This window comes from Paracoccus lutimaris, assembly GCF_003337565.1.
Lineage (GTDB): Bacteria > Pseudomonadota > Alphaproteobacteria > Rhodobacterales > Rhodobacteraceae > Paracoccus > Paracoccus lutimaris.
In genome coordinates this window covers 1-18,996 of sequence record NZ_QPJL01000036.1, presented here as the reverse complement: position 1 = coordinate 18,996, position 18,996 = coordinate 1, and the positions used below count along the sequence as shown (strand labels likewise).

The 18,996-nt window shown below is 65.3% G+C and carries 19 protein-coding genes; 6 read left to right on the top strand and 13 right to left on the bottom strand.

What is annotated here, in order from left to right:
• Positions 1-206: 206 nt before the first annotated feature.
• From DFP89_RS18435 to DFP89_RS18420, 4 genes are read right to left on the bottom strand one after another with little or no spacing between them, the layout of a single operon-like run.
• Entirely contained in the window at positions 207-557 is a 351-nt protein-coding gene (locus DFP89_RS18435; RefSeq protein WP_114350808.1) for an HNH endonuclease, read from the bottom strand.
• Positions 550-1,146 (bottom strand): tail assembly protein, encoded by a 597-nt coding sequence (locus DFP89_RS18430; protein WP_114350807.1) that lies wholly within the window; start codon positions 1,144-1,146, stop codon positions 550-552. Before DFP89_RS18430 ends, DFP89_RS18435 begins: the two co-directional genes overlap by 8 nt.
• 4 nt (positions 1,147-1,150) lie before the next feature.
• Positions 1,151-1,780: a hypothetical protein gene (locus DFP89_RS18425; protein ID WP_114350806.1), complete on the bottom strand. Its 630-nt coding sequence runs from the start codon at positions 1,778-1,780 to the stop codon at positions 1,151-1,153.
• 1 nt (position 1,781) lies between these two features.
• Positions 1,782-2,306, bottom strand: coding sequence for a phage major capsid protein (locus DFP89_RS18420; RefSeq protein ID WP_245948870.1), 525 nt, complete (start codon positions 2,304-2,306; stop codon positions 1,782-1,784).
• A gap of 63 nt (positions 2,307-2,369) precedes the next feature.
• On the opposite strand from DFP89_RS18420, the gene DFP89_RS18415 reads away from it, so the two are divergent.
• From DFP89_RS18415 to DFP89_RS18400, 4 genes are all read left to right on the top strand, one after another.
• The gene (locus tag DFP89_RS18415; RefSeq protein WP_245948869.1) at positions 2,370-2,693 is read left to right on the top strand and encodes a cupin domain-containing protein; all 324 of its coding nucleotides are present in this window, start codon (positions 2,370-2,372) and stop codon (positions 2,691-2,693) included.
• Between the two features lie 140 nt (positions 2,694-2,833).
• A complete protein-coding gene (locus tag DFP89_RS18410) occupies positions 2,834-3,754 on the top strand; it encodes an alpha/beta hydrolase (protein WP_114350805.1) in 921 nt (306 codons plus the stop codon).
• Positions 3,755-3,797: 43 nt separating this feature from the next.
• Positions 3,798-4,727 (top strand): alpha/beta hydrolase, encoded by a 930-nt coding sequence (locus DFP89_RS18405; RefSeq protein ID WP_114350804.1) that lies wholly within the window; start codon positions 3,798-3,800, stop codon positions 4,725-4,727.
• Between the two features lie 94 nt (positions 4,728-4,821).
• Positions 4,822-5,871: an NAD-dependent epimerase/dehydratase family protein gene (locus DFP89_RS18400; protein WP_114350803.1), complete on the top strand. Its 1,050-nt coding sequence runs from the start codon at positions 4,822-4,824 to the stop codon at positions 5,869-5,871.
• Between the two features lie 3 nt (positions 5,872-5,874).
• Here the strand turns inward: DFP89_RS18400 and DFP89_RS18395 are convergent, their stop codons facing one another.
• The 6 genes from DFP89_RS18395 to DFP89_RS18370 are packed head-to-tail and all read right to left on the bottom strand — an operon-like array spanning position 5,875 to position 15,377.
• A complete protein-coding gene (locus DFP89_RS18395) occupies positions 5,875-7,683 on the bottom strand; it encodes a GMC family oxidoreductase (RefSeq protein ID WP_114350802.1) in 1,809 nt (602 codons plus the stop codon).
• Position 7,684: 1 nt separating this feature from the next.
• Positions 7,685-10,384, bottom strand: coding sequence for a hypothetical protein (locus DFP89_RS18390; RefSeq protein WP_114350801.1), 2,700 nt, complete (start codon positions 10,382-10,384; stop codon positions 7,685-7,687).
• 7 nt (positions 10,385-10,391) lie between these two features.
• Positions 10,392-11,864 (bottom strand): c-type cytochrome, encoded by a 1,473-nt coding sequence (locus DFP89_RS18385; RefSeq protein WP_114350800.1) that lies wholly within the window; start codon positions 11,862-11,864, stop codon positions 10,392-10,394.
• Complete coding sequence (locus DFP89_RS18380) at positions 11,864-12,292, bottom strand: hypothetical protein (RefSeq protein ID WP_114350799.1); 429 nt, start codon at positions 12,290-12,292, stop codon at positions 11,864-11,866. The genes DFP89_RS18385 and DFP89_RS18380 overlap by 1 nt, the downstream gene beginning before the upstream one ends.
• Positions 12,289-13,959, bottom strand: coding sequence for a cytochrome c (locus DFP89_RS20610; protein ID WP_220269879.1), 1,671 nt, complete (start codon positions 13,957-13,959; stop codon positions 12,289-12,291). Before DFP89_RS20610 ends, DFP89_RS18380 begins: the two co-directional genes overlap by 4 nt.
• Positions 13,956-15,377, bottom strand: coding sequence for an NADH:flavin oxidoreductase (locus DFP89_RS18370; RefSeq protein WP_114350798.1), 1,422 nt, complete (start codon positions 15,375-15,377; stop codon positions 13,956-13,958). Before DFP89_RS18370 ends, DFP89_RS20610 begins: the two co-directional genes overlap by 4 nt.
• Before the next feature lie 229 nt (positions 15,378-15,606).
• Here DFP89_RS18370 and ada point away from each other — a divergent pair, with 229 nt between their 5' ends.
• On the top strand, positions 15,607-16,671 hold the full coding sequence (gene ada, locus DFP89_RS18365) for a bifunctional DNA-binding transcriptional regulator/O6-methylguanine-DNA methyltransferase Ada (RefSeq protein WP_114350797.1): 1,065 nt from the start codon (positions 15,607-15,609) through the stop codon (positions 16,669-16,671).
• Complete coding sequence (locus tag DFP89_RS18360; RefSeq protein ID WP_114350796.1) at positions 16,668-17,417, top strand: 2OG-Fe(II) oxygenase; 750 nt, start codon at positions 16,668-16,670, stop codon at positions 17,415-17,417. The genes ada and DFP89_RS18360 overlap by 4 nt, the downstream gene beginning before the upstream one ends.
• 6 nt (positions 17,418-17,423) lie before the next feature.
• Here DFP89_RS18360 and alkB read toward each other — a convergent pair whose 3' ends face one another.
• From alkB to DFP89_RS20410, 3 genes are all read right to left on the bottom strand, one after another.
• Entirely contained in the window at positions 17,424-18,074 is a 651-nt protein-coding gene (gene alkB / locus DFP89_RS18355) for a DNA oxidative demethylase AlkB (protein WP_114350795.1), read from the bottom strand.
• A gap of 264 nt (positions 18,075-18,338) precedes the next feature.
• The gene (locus DFP89_RS20415; RefSeq protein ID WP_181870394.1) at positions 18,339-18,485 is read right to left on the bottom strand and encodes a hypothetical protein; all 147 of its coding nucleotides are present in this window, start codon (positions 18,483-18,485) and stop codon (positions 18,339-18,341) included.
• Between the two features lie 209 nt (positions 18,486-18,694).
• A partial coding sequence (locus DFP89_RS20410) for a hypothetical protein (protein ID WP_181870393.1) occupies positions 18,695-18,996 on the bottom strand: 302 nt, incomplete at its 5' end.

Below are 18,996 nucleotides of genomic sequence, written 5' to 3'. Positions count from 1 at the left end.
GACATCAGGTCTCGTGCCAATCTGGTCTCCATTGCAGGTACCAGCTTGAATCACGATCAGGCCACCCTGTGAATCCCTTTTGTCAACACCACCTAAGAACGACGACACCAATGATACGGTAACACAACAAAATATATGCTTAGCGCGTAGCGCAAATGTCGAATTTTCCATCAGTGGAGTGTCTGCCTTGGACCTAAGAATACCTACTAATCTCCGATCTTTGCATTCCTTTCAAGACCTTGCTTCACTCGGCTATGGCAGGGAGTGCATAGCGACTGCCAGTTGTTCCAGTTCCAGAACAGCGCCTTGTCGCCTTTGTGGGGCTTGATGTGATCGACAAGCTGCGCGGGATCACCGCAGAAGGCGCAGCAGGGATGAAGGCGCAGGAACTCAGCCCGCGCCTTTTCCCATTCGCGCGTGTAGCCGCGCTGGCGGCTGTTCGGGCGCTTCTGATCGTGGCGGCGTTTGCGTTCAAGCTGAAGCTCGATCTGGCAGGCGCAAAGCTGCCCCGCCGGAACGATGGCACCGCAGGAACACAAACGCGGCGGTTTAGGCATTGCCGCGTTCGATACTTAGTGAGCCGTTGATCATGGTGCCGCCGGTCCAGACTTCGCCGTAAACGATGGGAATGATGCCGCCCTCGCGTGTCGTCACTTGGGGGCCGGTCATGGTGAAGGATTGCTCGGTTTCAGAACCATCAGCCTCGGGCGCAATGAAGCTTGCCACGCCGTTGATCAGAAGACCCGCGCCTAGTGAGCCTGCGACTGAACCGACAGTTGCACCGCCCCAAAGGGTCGTGCCCATCGCTGCGCCGAATGCGCCGCCTGTAACCATTGAAAGACCGATCAGGGCGATTCCAGCGATAATCTTGCCGAGACCGCCCCGCTTCGAGCCTTTCATGACCGGAACGATATGCAGGGGCTGCTTACCCAGCTTGAAGCCCGGCAGCATATCTTCTGACAGCGCCATGCCGCTGCGGGCGGTGTCACCCACAACAACCCGGTAATGGCCGTTGCGGATAGCGTTGAAGAACTCGTTGAAGTTGGCGCGCAGGGCCTCGATGACATCAGCCACAGTGTCAGTGTTGAACTGATGCAGCTTGCCGAATTTCTTGCCGAGGGCGCCGTGAAGATGGACATTACGCATGATTCTAGAACCTTCCTTTTAATGCCTGTAGAGCGGCGCGGTCGAATGCCGGGTCAAAGCCCAGCTCCTCGATTTCGCGCAGGCGCTCGGGTGTATATACGGCGGCCTCATCTGCGGTGTCGGATGAGACGGCCTGCGGCATCATGCGGATCAGCCGATCCGTATGGGCTTTGAATGCGGTCTCGATCTCGCCGGGTGATGCTGCCCAGGTGTCGGCGGGCGTCCAGCCCAGCCAGCCCGTTGCATAGTCGAACAGGCTTTCGAAATACGCGCGCAGGGGCATGGTGGCCCCGCTGGTCGTGCCTTGGCTCGGCGCTGTGTCGGCGCTGTCATCACCTGCTGGAATTAGGGCACTCATCACCGCCAGACACGCCGCTTGTGCATCGACCAAATAATGCACAAGCGGCGTGTTGGTGGTGGCGGCGAGGAAGCGATGGGCTTCCCGCCGATCCGTGGCGGTGGCGAGGATCACCGCACGGATTGCAGAAAGGCTTTGGCGGCTGACCTGATCGACCAGACCAGCAAAACCTTCGGGGTGGTTGTCGATGGCGGCAGCAGCCCGCAGAGATGCCCGAAGCGTGACGGCGTGGCCTTCATGCGTCAGGTCGATCTCAAAGGCGGGCTGCACCGGCATCTTAGGCCGCGACCTTCAGCTTCACAAAGCGGTCGGGGTGGGTCAGGTCAGCGCCGACGCGCTTGCGGGCGATGAAACGCACCTGCGACTTGCTGCCGAGGGTGAAGGGGTCGCGCAGGATCGACAGACCGATGCGATCCACGATGCGATAGCCGGTCATGTCGCCGAACAGGATCGGGAAGGTGCCCGCGCCGATATTGTCCATGTCCGGCATCTCGATGACCGGACGGCCCAGAAGCTGCGAGGGCGCACCGTCTTGCGGGTCGATGACCAGATAGCGGCCCTGCGCGTCCTTCCATTTGCGGACCTCGGCCAGCGTGGCGCGGTTCATCAGCCAAGCGGCGTTATGGGCGTGGCTCGTCGGGATGGCGTGATACATGCCGATCAGCACATCAGCCGGGTTTGCCGCCGGGAAGCCGCCCGCGAGGCCAGTCTTGATCTCGGCGATGCTGGGTGCGGACATGATGCCGCGCGGCCTGCCGACGCCATCACCTTTGACGAATGCCAGACCTGCACCTTCCAGCATGGCGGATCCTCGATCGCGCTCGATCCTGCGGCCAGCCGCCATGCGGATGAACAGGGGCTGATCGTGCGCGCCGCAGACCGCAGCGCCATCGGCTCGGCTGAGTCCGGCCTTTCCGAGGAACTGCTGTCGCCCGGCCTGACCGGCGGCTTCGAGATGATCCGCTCGGTCTTTGCGCCCGGCGCGGAAAGCGAGGGCTTGCGCCCGGCGCGCGAGAGCGAGCATGGTGGCGTGGTGATTTCGGGCACGCTGATCCTGACCATCGGCGCGCGCCGCTTTGAGCTGGGCACGGGCGACAGTTTCCAGTTCGCCGGCCAGCCCTATGCCTGGAAAAACCCCGGCGAGATTCCGACCGAGGTGATCTGGATCGTGGCGCCGCCGGTCTATTGAGGCCGCGCGTCGCCTATCATCCCGGGGGTGGCGGTCTACTGGCCGATCTTGCGGATGGTCCCGGGCGGCAATAGCTTTGACCGGGTCACCGCGCGATGCGGGCATTTACGATGTGCCGGAACAGGTAACAGGGGCGCGCCATGGCCAAGATCGGCTTCAGGAACAGCAGCAATCCCGGCATCGAGATGTCGGCGGTGATCAACTTTCCCGAGGGGTTCGACGAGGATCAGACCTATGCGGCGGTGATCGTCTCGCATCCCGGGGGCGGGGTCAAGGAACAGACCGCCGGCACCTATGCCGCGGAACTGGCCCGGCGGGGTTTCGTCACCATCGCCTATGACGCCAGCTATCAAGGCGAATCCGGCGGGCTGCCGCGCCAGACCGAAAACCCCTCGGTCCGGACCGAGGATGTCAGTGCGGTTCTGGATTACCTGACGACGCTGCCCTATGTCGATGCGGCGCGGATCGGGGCCATGGGGATCTGCGCAGGCGCTGGCTATACTGCCAATGCCGCGATCAACGATCCGCGCATCAGGGCCGTGGGCACGGTCAGCGCGGTCAATATCGGCCAGATGTTCCGCAATGGCTGGAACAATGACATCAAGGATGCTGATGCCGGGCCGCTGATCCGCATGGGCGCCGAGGCCCGCACCGCCGACGCCAAGGGTGGCGGCTATGCGCGCTTTCCGCTGGCGCCCCTGAACGAGGCCGATGCCCCGAACGAGGAACTGCGCCAAGCCTGGGAATATTACCACACGCCGCGCGCGCAATATCCGACCTCGCCCGGCTATATGACCGCGCGCAGTCTGGACCAGATCATCCCCTATGACGCCTATGCCAAGGCCGAGGCCTTTCTGACCCAGCCCCTGCAGATCATCGTCGGCAGCGAGGCGGGCAGCAAATGGATGAGCGACGATCTTTACGCCCGCGCCGCCAGTACCGAAAAGCATTTCCACATCGTCAAGGGCGCCAATCACATGGACCTTTATGACGGCAAGGACGAGATCGCCGAGGCAATCGGCGTGCTGGCTCCGTTCTTTGAAAAGACGCTCAGGGGCTAAGGCCCGCCATTTCCCTTCACCACGACGAGTCACGAGGCAGACCATGGAAACCGTCACCATCCGCAACCCCGGCATGGCCTGGGATATGGCCGCCAACATCCTGTTCCCGCCCGGCTTTGACGCCGGCAAGCGCTATCCGGCGATGATCTCGAACCACCCGATCGGCAGCTGCAAGGAACAGACCTCGGGCAATGTCTACGGCGCGGCGATGGCCAAGGCCGGATTCGTCGTCATCGTGCCCGATGCCAGCTTTCAGGGCGGCAGCGGTGGCGGGCCGCGCTGGACCGAGGATCCCGAGCAGCGGGTGAAGGACTATCGCGACGCCATCGACTATGCGCAGACGCTGCCTTACGTTGACCCAGAACGCATCGGCATCCTTGGGATCTGCGGCGGTGGCGGCTATTCGATCAAGGCCACGATCATCGACAAGCGCATCAAGGCGCTGGTCAGCATCACCGGGGTGAATTTCGGCCGCCTGATGCGCGAGGGGTTCAGCAATTTTGACCCCGTCGGCGCGTTGCAGAACATGGCGGCGCAGCGCACGGCGGAAAATGCGGGCGCTGATGCGCAGATCAACCTGTTCGTGCCCGCCAGTCTGGATGCCGCCAAGGCCGCCGGCATTGCCGATATCGACCTGCTGGGGGCGACCGACTACTATCGTAACCGGGCTCCGAACGCGGCGGCTGGCACGCGGATGCTGGTCTCGCATGCGGCGCCGGCGATGGCCTGGGATGCTTTCGCCTTTGCGGAAACTCTGCTGACCCAGCCGATGATGGTGGTGTTTGGCGACCAACCTGGTGGCTTTGGTGCCTATCGCGATGGGATGGAACTGTATGGCCGTGCCGTCTCGAAGAACAAGGAACTGGTCGTGGTCGAGGGCTGGTCGCATTATGACCTCTATGACCAGCCCGAGCCGGTGGGCATCGCGCTGGCACGCGTCATTCCCTTCCTCAAACAGCATCTGGGCGGCTGACCGGGACCAACGCCGATGTGGACATGGCGCGGCAATGGTCCCAACATGTGGCTTGGCGGCATCCCTGCCGCCCGACCCCGACAGGTGGAACGCCATGGATCACCAGATTGACAGATCGGCGCCGGTGCTGGTCACCGGCGCCACCGGCTTTGTCGCTGGCTGGATCATCAAGCGGCTGCTGGAACGGGGCGTCAGCGTTCATGCCACCGTCCGCGATCCGGGGAATGCCGAACGGCTGCGGCATCTGAATGCGCTGCCCAGGGCGGATGGGGCCAGCCTGCGCTTTTTCAAGGCGGAGCTCTTGACCGAGGGCAGCTTTGCCGAGGCCATGGCCGGCTGCGGCGTGGTCTTTCACACCGCCTCGCCCTTTACCTCGACATTTGCCGATCCGCAAAAGGACCTGATCGACCCCGCACTTCTGGGCACGCGCAATGTGCTGGACGAGGCGCGGAGGACAGGCAGCGTTCACCGCGTGGTGCTGACCAGCTCCTGCGCCGCGATCTATACCGATGCCGCCGATTGCGCCGATGCGCCCGGCGGGGTCCTGACCGAGAATGTCTGGAACCGCACCGCCTCGCTGGAATATCAGCCCTATTCCTGGTCCAAGACCCTGGCCGAGGCCGAGGCCTGGAAGATCGCCGAACATGCCCGTTTCCGGCTGGTCGCGATCAATCCCTGCCTGATCATGGGACCGGCGATCGGGGGCAAGCCCACCTCGGAAAGCTTTGCCATCATGGAACGCGCCGGGCGGGGCGAATTCCGCTTTGGCGCGCCGCGCCTTGGGCTGGGTTTCGTCGATGTGCGCGACGTGGCCGAGGCGCATCTGGCCGCCGCCTTTCTCCCTGACGCCGAGGGGCGCAATATCGTTGCCGGGCACGAATCCGATCTGCTGACGGCGCTGATGACGCTGCGGGCGAAATACGGTGACCGCTACGGCTTGCCGACCCGCGCCGCGCCGAAATTCCTGCTGTGGCTGGTGGCGCCGCGTCTGGGGCTGACGCGCAAATTCGTCAGCCGCAATGTCGATGTGGCGTGGCGGGCCGATACCAGCAAGGGGCGGCGCGAGCTGGGCCTGACCTATCGCCCGCTGCAAGAGACGATGCAGGACATGTTCCAGTACATGATCGAGCAGAAGTATTTCTGACCCTTACACCGTGCCTTGCGGGCTGGTCCCGGCATCCTCAAGGATCATCTCGGCGGCGCGCTCGGCCAGCATGAAGACGGCCATGACCAGAAAATACCCCGGAATGCGCGGAAAGGCCGAGGCATCGACCACCCGCAACCCGGCGATGCCATGCACCCGCAGCCGGCCGTCCAGAACCCCGCCCGCCGCCTCGGGTCCCATGGCGGCGGTGCCGCAGGCATGGTGGCCCCAGGCATTGGCGCGCACATAATCGCGCAGCGCCGCGTCCGAATGGCGGTGGCGGCCCGGTTCCTCTTCTTCGGCGATCAGGGCGTCAAAGGAATCTGCGACGCGACGCACGGTGCGGATCGCGTGCACGACCGCGTCCAGATCGGCCTCGCCGCCCGCATCCTCGAATGACCGGAAGCGGATTTCGGGCCGGGCCTCGGGGTCGGGGCCGGTCAGCCGCACGCTGCCGCCGCGATTGGCGGCATAGGCCTTCAGAATGACCCAGCTGAGGTAATCGCCGCGCCGGATGCGTTCCGAATAGCCAGGGTAATAGCCGCGAAAATCCGCCAGCAGCGCAAAGCAATGCAGGTCGGTTTCCGTCAATGTCGGAGATGAGCGCATCGCCAGCGAAAACAGCACCCCGTTCGAGGCGTAATTGCCCCGCCCGAGCCATTTCCAGATCCGGTAATGGCGGTCATGGCGGGAATATTTCACCCCGCGCATCGCCCCCCAGGGGCGCTGCATCCGGTTGGCGACGCCGACCTCATAGCGGTCCTGAAGGTTCGCGCCGACGCCGGGCAGGGCGCGGGTCAGCGCGATGCCATGCCCGGCCAGATGCGCCGGATCGCCGATCCCCGACAGCATCAAGAGTTGCGGCGTGGCAAAGGCGCCGCCGGCAAGGATCACCTCGCGCCGCGCAGTCAGGATTTCGGTGGCATTCCCGGATCTGACCGCGACGCCGGTCGCGCGCCCGTCCTGCACGATCACCCGCAGGACTTTGGTTTGCAGCCGCAGCTCCAGCCGGTCGGGATGGCGCGATTGCGCGTCCAGCAGCCGCTCGCGTGCGCCGTGGCGGATATGGCGGCGCGTGCCAAGGGGGGCGATGCGGATGCCCGCGATGCCCCGGTTCCACCAGCGGCGGTCATTGGGGTCGGTGGCGGTGGTTTGCCAGCTCGTGCCCTCGTGCTGAAAGGCATCGGCGACGCTGCCGACCGAACGCAGCAGCGCCCATCGCAGCGGCAGGTCCAGAAGTGCCCGGACCGGAAGGGCGCGTTCCGTGGTCAGCCAGCCGTTCCAGCCATGCCCGGTCGGATTCAGCCCGGTCAGGCGGCAGAGCCAGCGCCAGAAGCCCGCGCGATAGCGGCAGCGCTCGATCCGCTCGAAATGGCGCTGCATGGCCGAGGCGCGCCAGCCGGCCTCGCCGGTGATCGCGGCGATCTGGTTCCAGTCGGCATCATTGGGGCGCACGACGATCATGGCGTGATGTATGGTGCAGCCGCCAAGCCCGCGCACGCGCGGATAAAGCACACCGCCCTGTTCGCGGTCGTAGCGCCAGTCGCGGTCCTGCAACGCATCGTCGTCGTGATGGCGCACCCAGTGGTCGTCGCAGATATCGGGATGCTCCGAGGCGAATGCATGGAATGCCGGGACCCGCACCGCATCCGCCAGCGGCATGTCGTGGTCCTGATCGCCGCAGGGCGCGCAGGGATCGCCCCCGGCCTCGATCACCAGCACTTTTGCCCCCGCCTCGGCCAGCCGCGCCGCGACCACGGCGCCGCCGGCCCCCGCGCCGACGACGATGTAATCGTAGGCGGCGGGCGTCATCTCACAACTCCATCAGAAAGGAAATCAGCGCCTCCTTGTCGGCGTCGGGCAGGGTGGCGCCGAATTCATGGCCCTTGTTCACCACGTAATCGGGGCATTTCGACAGGCCGACCAGCGTGTCGATCAGGCCGGTTTCGCGCAGGATGCGCTGGGCGTCAGCCATGACGGCGGGATCGGCCAGTTCCTCGGGCGTGCAGCGCCCGCCCAGTTGCTTGAGGCCGCCCAGCAGGTTCGGCGTCGATTTCGCCATCCGCCACAGATGCGCGGCCATGTCCGGCTCGTCATTGTCGGGCAGCAGTTTGGTATTGACCAGCGCGTTGATCGGGAACCCTTCGGGGAAGGGGCCGATGCGGACCGCGCCTTCGGGCGTCACCAGCCAGGGCGCAAGCCGCGACAGAAGGCCCGCATTGTCCCGGACCAGCGCCGGGGCATAGCCCTTGGGCACCATCAGGCAGGCGGGCGCGGACAGGCGATAGATATAGCCCGGCACCGGTTCGGTGGTCAGCTGATCCATGCGCCGGGTCTGTGGCCACAGCATCTGCCGGATCGATTTGTCGAACTGGTAAAGCCGGTTCTCGACGCAGGGCAGATAGGGGTCATCCGCATCCGCCGCCGGGCAGGTCGGGCCATAATCACCGTAATCCCCGGCGTAATCCGTCTCATAGGCGTCATGCCCGACGGAATTGTTCAAAAGATAGGGTGCGGTGGACCACAGGCTGATCAGCGAGGCGGGCCGCAGATAGCCGCGCCCGTTCCCCAGCGACTGAAAGGACGAGGCCGCGCCCGAAACTGGGTGATGCACCGTCACCGGCTTGGGCGGCGGCAGGGATTTATAGCTGTCTGAGGTGAAATTGTCCCAGATATCGCCCCGCAGGCCATTGGTGGCGACGGCCGAGCAGGCATTGGTGCCCAAGATATCCATCGGCACCCGCCTTTCGGTCGAGAGATAGTTTCCGCGCAGGAAATCCGGCGCCGCGACGATGGCGCGCATCTGGGTTTTATAATCCTCGGTCTGGGTCCAGTTCCAATAGCGGTCCCAGCATTCGCGGTAGCGGGGACCCGAGCCGCCGCCCGCGCAGATGCCCTGATCCACGCCCGAGGCGGGCGTAGGCACGGGCTGGCGCGAGGAATGGCAGGCGGCGCAGGTCTCGGCAAAGACCTCCTTGCCGCGGGCCAGTCCCGCCGGATCACGCTGGGCCAGACGGCCCGCGCCGCCCGGTGCATCGCCCAGCCGGTCGGCGCGGGCGGTCACCAGAAAGAACACCGCCATGTCGGCGGTCATGTTTTCGGTCGCCTGCCAATAGGCCGAATTCTTCTGCGCATCCGCGATCTGGATCGGCGAGATCTTTTGCGCGCCAAGGAAGGGGCGGAAATGCAAAAGCCATTCCTCGGAAAACAGGCCGATATTCAGATAGACCCGGTTCAGCGCCCCCAGCGTGCCCACCGAATCCGAGCCGTCCTTAAGGACCCGCATCGAGGCGACCTTGCCATTGCCCGCATCGAACAGATCGGCCAGGGCGGCGGTCTGCGGATAGTCCTGGAACTGCTTGTTGTCGCGCTCGCCCCCGGCAAGCTGTTCGCTGCCCAGATGGCGGGCGATCTCCAGCCGCGCGCCGGCCTCATAGACGGCATTCATGGTGCGCGGATTGTTCATGTAATCGGTCGAAACCAGCGAGGTATCCAGGGATCCGGGCGGGTTGGTGTGGAAAAGCTGGAACAGGAAGTTTCCTTCGTTCGGGGCGGGGATGCCGGGTTCCGGGCGCGGGCGGGTGTTCCAGAAAAAGATCCGCTCGACCCAGAAATACTGCGCGCCGGGGTTCGAGGTCAGCTCGGCCCAGTCCGGCGCCTCGGGGTTCTTGGGCGGATTGATCGGGTTCGGCCCGACATGGCAGAATGCGCAGGACATGCCGACGCGGTAAGGCCGGATCAGGTCGTGATCGTTATAGTAATCGGGGTCGGTATAATACCGCTCGGGGTCCCAGCGGGCGGCGGCCTCGGCGTCGAAATCGGGGTTCGGAAACAGCCGCAGCCCGATCACCCCGGTCGGCGCGCCGTAATATGACCCGGCGGGCTGGGTCTGGCCACGCGCGCCGGCCTTGACGCCCGCGTATTTTTCCGCGTCCGCAAAGGGGTCGGGGCCGCAGGACGGGTCGCGCCGGTCCAGCCACAGCCCGAAGCGTTCGGGATCGGGGCCCTGGGCCTTGCTGAAACAGGGCTCGTTGATCAGGCCCAGCCAGCGAAAGCGGTTGTCGCGGCCATAATATTGCGCGGGATGCGAGGACACGGTCTTCAGAAGGTCAAAGGATCCGACGGTATTTCCGGCGGCGAAATTCCAGAAGCGGTCATTGCCGCCGGTCCAGACCGTCCAGGCGTTCTGGCCCCGGATCGCGGCCTTGCGCACCTCTTCGGGGGGCAGGCCGGACAGGGCGGCGATCTCGCGGATTTCGGGGGGATAGTCCTGACCTGCGGCGGGGGGCAGCAGCAGGCCCTTGTCCATGGCGGCGAAATAGGGCTCGTCCGCGGGTTTGAAATGCTGGGCCGTCAGGCCAGCGGCGGCGGCCTCGTCCTTGACATGGCCAAAGGCGGCGCGGTCCGGCTCGATAAAGGCACGCAGCAGGAAGAACCCGGCAATGCCGATCACAAGGACCAGAACAAGGGCCGTTCCGGCAAGCCACAGGACAAGGCGTTTCAGGAACCGCATGTGATCCTCATAATGTCTTGAGATAGGACAAAAGGGCGTCGCGTTCGGCAGGGGGCAGGTCGGTCCCCCACAGATGGCCGCCATTGCCATTGCCGGGCAGGGCGGTGTCGTAAAGCCAGCCGGGGCTGGCTGGATCGAGGCGGGCGGGATCAGAGCGGAAGCCACCGTTTTCGGGGTCGATCAGGTCGCTGCCGCGCAGGAAGGTGTTTGGCCGCTGGTCCGGCGGCATCAGCAGGGCGCGCAGGCTGGGGACCGAGCCGTTATGCAGATAGGGCCCGCGCAACCAAAGCCCGGTCAGGTTGACGGCGCTGTAACCTTCGGTCTTGCGAAATGACTTGAAGCCCCAGGAATGGCCTTCCTCATAGCCGGCATAGCGGTCGCGGGCGGCGGCGGTCCACATGTCAAGGCGGTGGCGGTCGGTGCCGATTTCCGCCGCCGGGATCGGCTGGCGGAAACGCTGCCCGCCCCGCTCGTGGCAATCGGCGCAAAGCCGGGCATATATCCGGTGGCCGGCCAGCACCTCGGCCGCCTCGACCCGATAGGGATCGCCCGGGGCCAGATCGCTGCGGAAGGGCGAGGGGGGCGGGGTCTGGACGCGGATGAATTCCTCCATCCGGGCCAGATTGGTTTTGGTGCGCGGATAGCTTTGCCAGGTCATGCCGTCGCCGATGGCCCCGGCGACAACGGTTTCATGCAGGTCGGTCATCAGCCCGTCCCAGTGCATCGCGCGGATACCGTTCCCGTCGCTGGCGATGGGGCCAAGCGCCCAAAGCGGCATCATGTCGGAATTGCCGATGGTGCCGTCATCCGGCAGGCCGAGATTGACGAACTTGACCGGGTTGAACGGGTCGATCCGCCCCGGCCCCCAATCCGGGCGCGTCTGGGTCCAGCGGAAATCCGCGGCCAGATCGCGCAGTGCCGCGCGCGTGGCGGGGATCAGCGCATGGCGGTAAAGCATGCGTTCCCACAGCGGCAGATCGGCGATGGCGTTGATTTCCTCCATCAGCCTCTTCGAGGTAAAGCGCGGATCCTGCCCGGCGCGGCTGAGAAAGCGCAGATAGGCCTGCACATCGACCCGGGTCCCGGCGCCGGCGCTGACCAGCCGCGCGGGCAGTGTGGGCGACAGCCGGTAGCTGCCCTGATGGCAAAAGGCGCAGTTGGGCGCCACGCGGGGAATGACCCCCAGCGTCATCTTGGAAAAGCCGACCGGCAGTTCCGCGCCGCGCTGCCATTGGACGCCAAAGACCGCATAGCCGTCGCCATTTCCCGGCAAAAGATCGGGAAAGACCTGCGGCAGCACGCGCCAGATCCAATAGGGAAGCCCCTGGGTTTCCTCATTCCCGATCGAGCCGTGGTTGAAGAGCGCGGCAAGGTCATGGCCCGGCTTTTGCGGCACCGGGCGAAACATCATCAGCCAGCCGCCAAGGCCGCCGAAGACCAGAACCACAAGCAGGGTCTGCAGGATCCGTGCCCACCGCATCAGCCATCCCCCTCCGCGATCTCTTGCTCCAGCGTGACGATGCGGATCAGGCACCACAGCGAGGCGATGCCGATACTGCCGTCCAGCGCCACCCCCAGAAGGAAGGCGGCCGGCTGATGGGCAAGGAAAACCATGAATGAAAAGAACAGGACGCCAAAGCTGCGCGACGGGAAGACCGACAGCCAGGCAAAGATCCGGTAGCGGTCGATATCGATGGTCGCCGGGATATAGAAGACCGAGATGATGGCCAGCAAAAGCCCCGCGAACCGCGTCCAGATCAGCGGCTCGGCCCGCAATCCGAACAGGTCCAGAAACCAGACCGGCGCGAAAAGCAGCGGGATCACGAAGCCCATGTTCAGGACGATCCCCAGCCAGACGATCAACGAGTGGCGCAACTTCCAGCGGCTGATGGATTGATGCCTGTTCATAGCGTTTTCATGTATTCGACAAGGGCCGCCTTCTGGTCGTCGCTCAGGTGGACGCCATAGTCGTGGCCGGAATTGGAATTGCCGGGGCGGGCGGTGTCATAGGGCGACAGCCGCCCCGGTGCAGCCGCGTCCGAGCGGTAGCCGACCCGGTCCAGATCCAGCTCGTCCGAGCCGCGATACCACAGCGCCGGGCGCGCCTGCGCCGGTTCCAGCAGGTCGCGCAGCGTCGGGACCGAGCCATTATGCAGATAGGGTGAGCGCGCCCAGATCCCGTCCAGCGGGTGATTGGCATAGCCGTCGGTCTTTCTGAAACGGTGAAAGCGCCAGGGATAGCCGGCATAAAGCAGGTTCTGCGCGGCGGCGAATTCGCGGGTATAGGAATTCCAGCGCCCCGGATCGGTGCCGATCCGCGCCAAGGGGACGGTCTGGCCAAGGCAGGGGTAGCGGCCCCGGTCATAGTCATAGGGCCGGGCGGGGACATAGGCGAAGTCCCCCTCGCCATAGGGTGCGGGCGGGACCTCGTTCGCGGCAGGCGCGGCTGCGGTGCGATATTCAGAGTATCCGGCCGGCTGGGGGCGCGGGGCGGCGCAGTCCAGACCCGCTGTCCCGGCGCTGGCGGGGCTTGCGCCATCCTCCAGCGGCACGCCCCGGCCATGGCAGGCGGCGCAGTAACGGGCGAAATAGGCCTCGCCCTGCCGGGCCTTGGCGGCGTCAACGGGGCCGGGAAAGCGCGGCGCGGGCAGGTGGCGCATCCAGTCCTCGACCCGTTGGATCGCGGCGCGGTCCACGGTGACCGGGGTGACCCCGGCCCCCAGCGCGGCCGACAGGTTGCGCTCGGCCACGGAATCGTTGTTGCCATCCCAATGCAGGTTCATCCCCTCGCGCGGGTTCTGCTGCCAGATCGCCGGATAGTCCGAGGCGCCGTTCAGCGCCGCCGCGCCGATATGGGCCTGATCCATGGGAAAGTTGAACTGGATCGCCTTGTAGGGGTTGAACGTGTCGACGCGCCCCGGCCCCCACGGCTCTTGCCGGTCGATGAAGGCAAGGCGCTCGCCGACCCATTGCAATCTGTCCTTGACGCGCGGAAAGGCCAGATGGCGATAGATCAGCCGCTCGGGCCAGCTCAGATCGCCGCCGGCGGCCTTGATGCCCTGCATCAGCGCGTCCGAGGTCAGGCCGGGATCGCGCCCGGCCTCGATCAGGAATACGATCATCTCTTGCAGACGCAGGTTGTTCGAGGGCGCCCCCGCGATCAGATATTGCCGGTCGCTGCCGGGCAGGCGGTAGCTGCCGACATGGCAAAGCGAGCAGTTGAACCATACCCGCTCGACCCCCGTCACCACCCGGCGCGAGATGCCGATGGGCAGGTCGTCGCCCTCACGGGTGATCAGGCCAAAGCGGCCCCAGCCCTCGTCGCCCAGCTTGTCGCGATAGATCTCGGGCAGGGCCTTGAACACCCAATAGGGCAGGCCGCTGGCGGTCTCGGCCCCGATCGAGCCATGCAGGAAATGGTCCTGTTCGGACTTCTGCGCCACGACATATTGGTTGACCGCGACCAGCCAGTAGATCAGCCAGGCCAGCACCGCGATCAGGATCGCCCAGACCCAGCGGCGGCGCTTGCGCACGGCCTGCTCGACGGGCGACAGCGGGTCGTTCCTGTCGCTCATGATTGCACCTCGCGGCTGGTGTCGCGATCCGCAAAGGCCGGGGGGCGAAAGACCGACATCACCTCGGCGATCATCGCGTCATAGCGTTCCTCGAATGTGGCGCCGGGAAAGCGGCTGACCTCATAGCAGCCCAGCGGATTTTCCAGGTCGTTGATCAGGCATTTGTTGCAATAGCTGCATTCGCGGACCGGCTCGGGGCCATTGGCGCGGCGCAGGATATGGGGCAGGTCGTTATTGGCGATCAGCGGCCGCGCGATCGAGACCGCATCGCAATCGCCCGCCCGGATCGCCCCGGCAATCGCGTCGGCATGCTGAAAGCCGCCGGTGCAGATCACCGGCACGGTGGGATCGACGGCATGGACCGCCTCGCGGATGGCGCGGGCATAGGGCAGGTTGATGCCCTCGATCACCTTGCCGCGCCGCCATCGCCAAAAGGCGCGGAACGCCGCTGCCGTGGCCCGGTTGGAAAAGATCGCGTGGTTGAAGCCAGCCCGCGTGCCTTGGCTGATCATGCCGTCATACCAGCGCGCCAGATCGCGCATCGGCAGATCGCCCGGCGGGTTGCGCGGATGCGGAAACGTCGAGCCAGACGAGACGTGGAACGCATCCACCCCCTTGCCGTCATCCAGAAGCAGCCGGCAGATCTTCAGCGTCTCGTCCAGCGAATTGCCGCGTTTCTGCCAGGGGTAAAGCCAGCTGTTGTGATCCTCGCCGTTGATCTTCATCTGCAGGTGAAAATCCGGCCCAACCTCGGCGCGGATGGCGCGGATGATGTCCAGAACGAACCGCGCCCGCGCCTGATAATCGCCGCCGTATTCGTCCGCGCGGTCATTGATCCCCGAGGACAGGAATTGCGTGATCAGGTAACCGTTGGCGCCATGCAGCTCGACCCCGTCCAGCCCGGCCTCGCGCGCGCGGCGGGCGCCCTGGGCGAACTGGTCCACCACCTCGGCGATCTCGGGGCGGGTCATGGCCTGACACAGGATGCCGTGGAAATAGTCGCGCCTGTCGGTCGAGCTGAGCGCCTTGCGGTGCAGGTTCTCGACCCCGCCCAGATCCTGCTGGCGGCCGGAATGCGACAGCTGCATGATCAGCTTGCAGTCGTGTTCGTGGACCCGCGCGCCGACCGCCCGCCAGAAGGGGATCTTGTCGTCATGGTCGATCATCGCATAGCGGGTCAGGATGCGCCCGCGCACCGCCACCGGCGTGAACGAGGTCAGGATGGCACCGACGCCGCCCCGGGCGAATTTCTCTTCCCAGTTCAGGCGGGCATGGCCGCCATGGCCGTCGTAGTCGTCGAAGGTCCCCGAGATGTTCGAGCGCAGGATGCGGTTCTTGATCGTCAGGTTGCGAAAACCGAGCGGCTCAAAGATGACGCGCGCGTTTTCCTCATGCGGAAAGGAGCTGTCGGGATTCATCGCCACCGCCACATCTCAGGTTGATCGGGCGCGGGATTGCGCCGAACATGAACCCTGGGTGGTCGAAAGTTGCACTTATGGCAGGCCCTCAGCTTACGCGAGAATCCCCCTTCGTTCAAGAGATTGCCGCGTGGTCCGAGGGCCAGGATTTGAAAGCAAGGATCGGAGTGAGGGCGATCGAGCGCCCGCCTATGATCCCTGTGACCGATGGATATGACGAGGACCGGCCATGACACCGCACCCCCTTTCGACCGAACAGGACCCCCGCTGGCAAAGCGTGCTTGCCCGCGATGCGGGCGCGGATGGCAGCTTTGTCTATGCCGTCCGCACCACCGGTGTCTATTGCCGCCCCTCGTGCCCGTCGCGCGGCGCCAAGCCTGCGAATGTGTGCTTTTACGCCAGCCCCGATCAAGCCGAGGCGGCGGGATTTCGCCCCTGCCTGCGCTGCCATCCCAAGGGACCATCCCCGGCCGAGGCCAATGCTGTTCTGGTCGCCGAGGCCTGCCGCCTGATCGAAGCCAGCGACACCCCGCCCCGGCTGGAGGATCTGGCCCGGCGCGTCGGCCTGAGCGCGCATCACTTTCACCGCCAGTTCAAGGCGATCACCGGGCTGACGCCCCGCGCATGGGGGGCGGCGCATCGCGCCCGCCGGTTGCGGGCCGGGCTGGACGCGTCCGAAGGCACCGTGACCGAGGCGATCTACGGAGCCGGCTTCAACTCGAACAGCCGCTTTTACGAGGGCGCGGATGCGGTTCTGGGAATGACGCCCTCGGCCTGGCGCAAGGGGGGCAGGGATGCCGAGATCCGCTTTGCGCTGGGGCAATGCGCGCTGGGGGCAATCCTTGTGGCGCAAAGCGCGCGCGGCATCTGTGCTATTTCGCTGGGCGACGACCCCGAGCTGTTGTTGCAGGAATTGCAGGACCGCTTTCCGCAGGCGCGGCTGATCGGGGGCGATGCCGCATTCGAGGCACTGGTGGCGCAGGTCGTGGGCTTTGTCGAGGCGCCGGGAATCGGGCTGGAGCTGCCGCTGGACATTCGCGGCACCGCCTTTCAGGAACGCGTCTGGCAGGCGCTGCGGCAGGTGCCCCCCGGCGAGACCGTCTCATATACCGAGATCGCCCGCCGCATCGGCCAGCCGAAATCGGTGCGCGCGGTGGCGCAGGCCTGCGCGGCGAACCAGATCGCGGTGGCGATCCCCTGTCACCGCGTGCTGCGCCATGACGGCGCGCTTTCAGGCTATCGCTGGGGCGTTGAGCGCAAGCGCGCGCTGCTGGGCCGCGAGGCGCAGGCATGAGCGCGCGGGTCGATTTCATTCCCGCCGCTGCGGATGTGGCGCGGGCCGGGACGCGTCTGGCGGATCACGACTGGGCCGCTTTCGCCGCCGCGATGGACGGCCATGGCGCTGCCGTGCTGCCGGGGGTGCTGTCCGCGCAGGAATGCCGAGCGCTTGCCGCGCTTTATCCGCATGAGGCGCATTTCCGCAGCCATATCCGCATGGCCCGGCATGGCTTTGGCCGGGGCGAATACCGCTATTTCCGCTATCCTCTGCCCGATCTGCTGGGCGGCCTGCGCAGCGCCTTCTGGCCGCATCTGGCGGGGCTGGCGAATGACTGGAATGCCCGGATGGGGCTGGCGCGGCGCTATCCCGACCAGCATGCCGATTTCCTGCGCCAGTGCCATGATGCCGGCCAGACCCGGCCGACGCCCCTGCTGCTGCAATACGGGCCGGGGGACTATAACTGCCTGCATCAGGACCTTTACGGCGATCTGGTCTTTCCGATGCAGGTGGCGATCCTGCTGTCCGAGCCGGGCCGCGATTTCACCGGCGGCGAGTTCGTCCTGACCGAGCAGCGCCCGCGCATGCAAAGCCGGGTCGAGGTCGTCCCCCTGTGTCAGGGCGATGCCGTGGTCTTTGCGGTCCATAACCGGCCGGTTTCCGGCTCTCGGGGCAGCTATCGCGTGACCATGCGCCACGGCGTCAGCCGCATCCGCGAAGGCCAGCGCCACGTCGCCGGGATCATCTTTCACGACGCGGCCTGACCTGTGCTAAAGGGCGCGGCGAAAGGTCAGGTTCAGGCGGATGCGGCCCAACTCGGGATGCGTCCCCTCTTTCAGCGGCAGGATGCCGTGATGAAACAGCCGCGAGGGGCCGCCCCAGACGACCACATCGCCATGGCGCAGCGCGTGACGGCGAATCGGATCGTCGCGCCGAAGGCCGCCGAACTGAAAGCTTGCCGGCAGACCCAGCGAGACCGAGACGATGGGATGGGTGAACTCCCGCTCGTCCTTGTCCTGATGCAGCGACAGTTTCGCACCGGGCGCATAGCGGTTGATCAGGCAGACATCGGGGTGGAAATCGGGATAGCCGCCCTGGGTCGCGGCGCTTTCTGCCAGCCCCCGAAGCGCCTCGGGCATCGCGGGCCAGGGACTGCCAGTTTCCGGGTCGCGTGACGCATAGCGATAGCCCCTGCCATCGCTGACCCAGCCTGCCGCGCCGCAATTGGTCATGGCGACGGACATCGTGAAGCCGCGCGGCGTCTGCATGTTGCGAAAGGGGGATATGGCCGCGACCGCATCGATCGCGGCGATCAGCGCCTTATCGTGGGGCAGGGCAAAGCCGCGCAGTAGCACGGCGCCCCCGGCCAGAACCTCGCGGCCGGTTTGCGGGGGCTCATTGCCGCTGAACAGATCCGTCATCAGCGCCTATCCCGGCCTTGATCCGCGTTCCACGCCCGTCGCGACAAAGTGTCGAGATGTCAGGCTTAAGGCCATGTTCACAATGCGTTTCACGGAATGTCATGAGGTGAACAGCACCTCATAACTGTTCCATTATTCGCCACGAAAATCCAATGAAATCAGTCCCTCTATTTCCGAATTGCGCGACGGTCTGTCCATTTTCGCCACAAAGCCTGTCCGGGGGTTAGAAGAAAAAACACCGGCTCAATGGCCGGTGCTGCTGTTTCAGAAGATGTCGAGCACTTCGCGGCGATAGATCGGTTCCGTATTCTCCCCCAGGTCGAGCCGGTAATCCGACAAGCGGTCGTCCATCCATAGCGGATCCCCCCGGCACGCGCGATGCTCTGCCAGTTCCTTTCCGGCGATATACATTTCAGCGAAAATATCTATGGACGACGGACAGATATAGGTCACCGGCAGTATGAGGGCTCGCCGCTTGACCCAAGCGCCGTCCAGGTAGCGATGCCCCAGAAGTGCGCGGACCGTTCCCGGTTGCAGACGCAGCAGATGTGCCGCCCGCTTTGGGTGGACCGCACCTCGTTCCGGCAGGCCAATCGCTTCACGCAGGGTGATCGGGTCGATCAGAAAATCTCGAAACCCTGCCGCCTCGCCGGCTGGACGAGATCCGCGCCGTGGTGCTTGCCGTCCGTCATCAGCGCGAGGCGGGCTATGGTTGATCGGTGCGCGGCACGGTAAAAGGCCAATGTTGTGACGGGTGTATTGTGACAGGTTTCCAGATGAGCATCCTGCCGGACCAGGACAGTGACGACCCCTGGACGCTGCTGCCGAGCAGCGCCGCGGCGGTTCAGCCGGAATCGGATCGGCCCGCCCTTCAGGTCAAAACCATCGAGGGCGTCGAGCCGCTGGACATGCAGATCGGCGT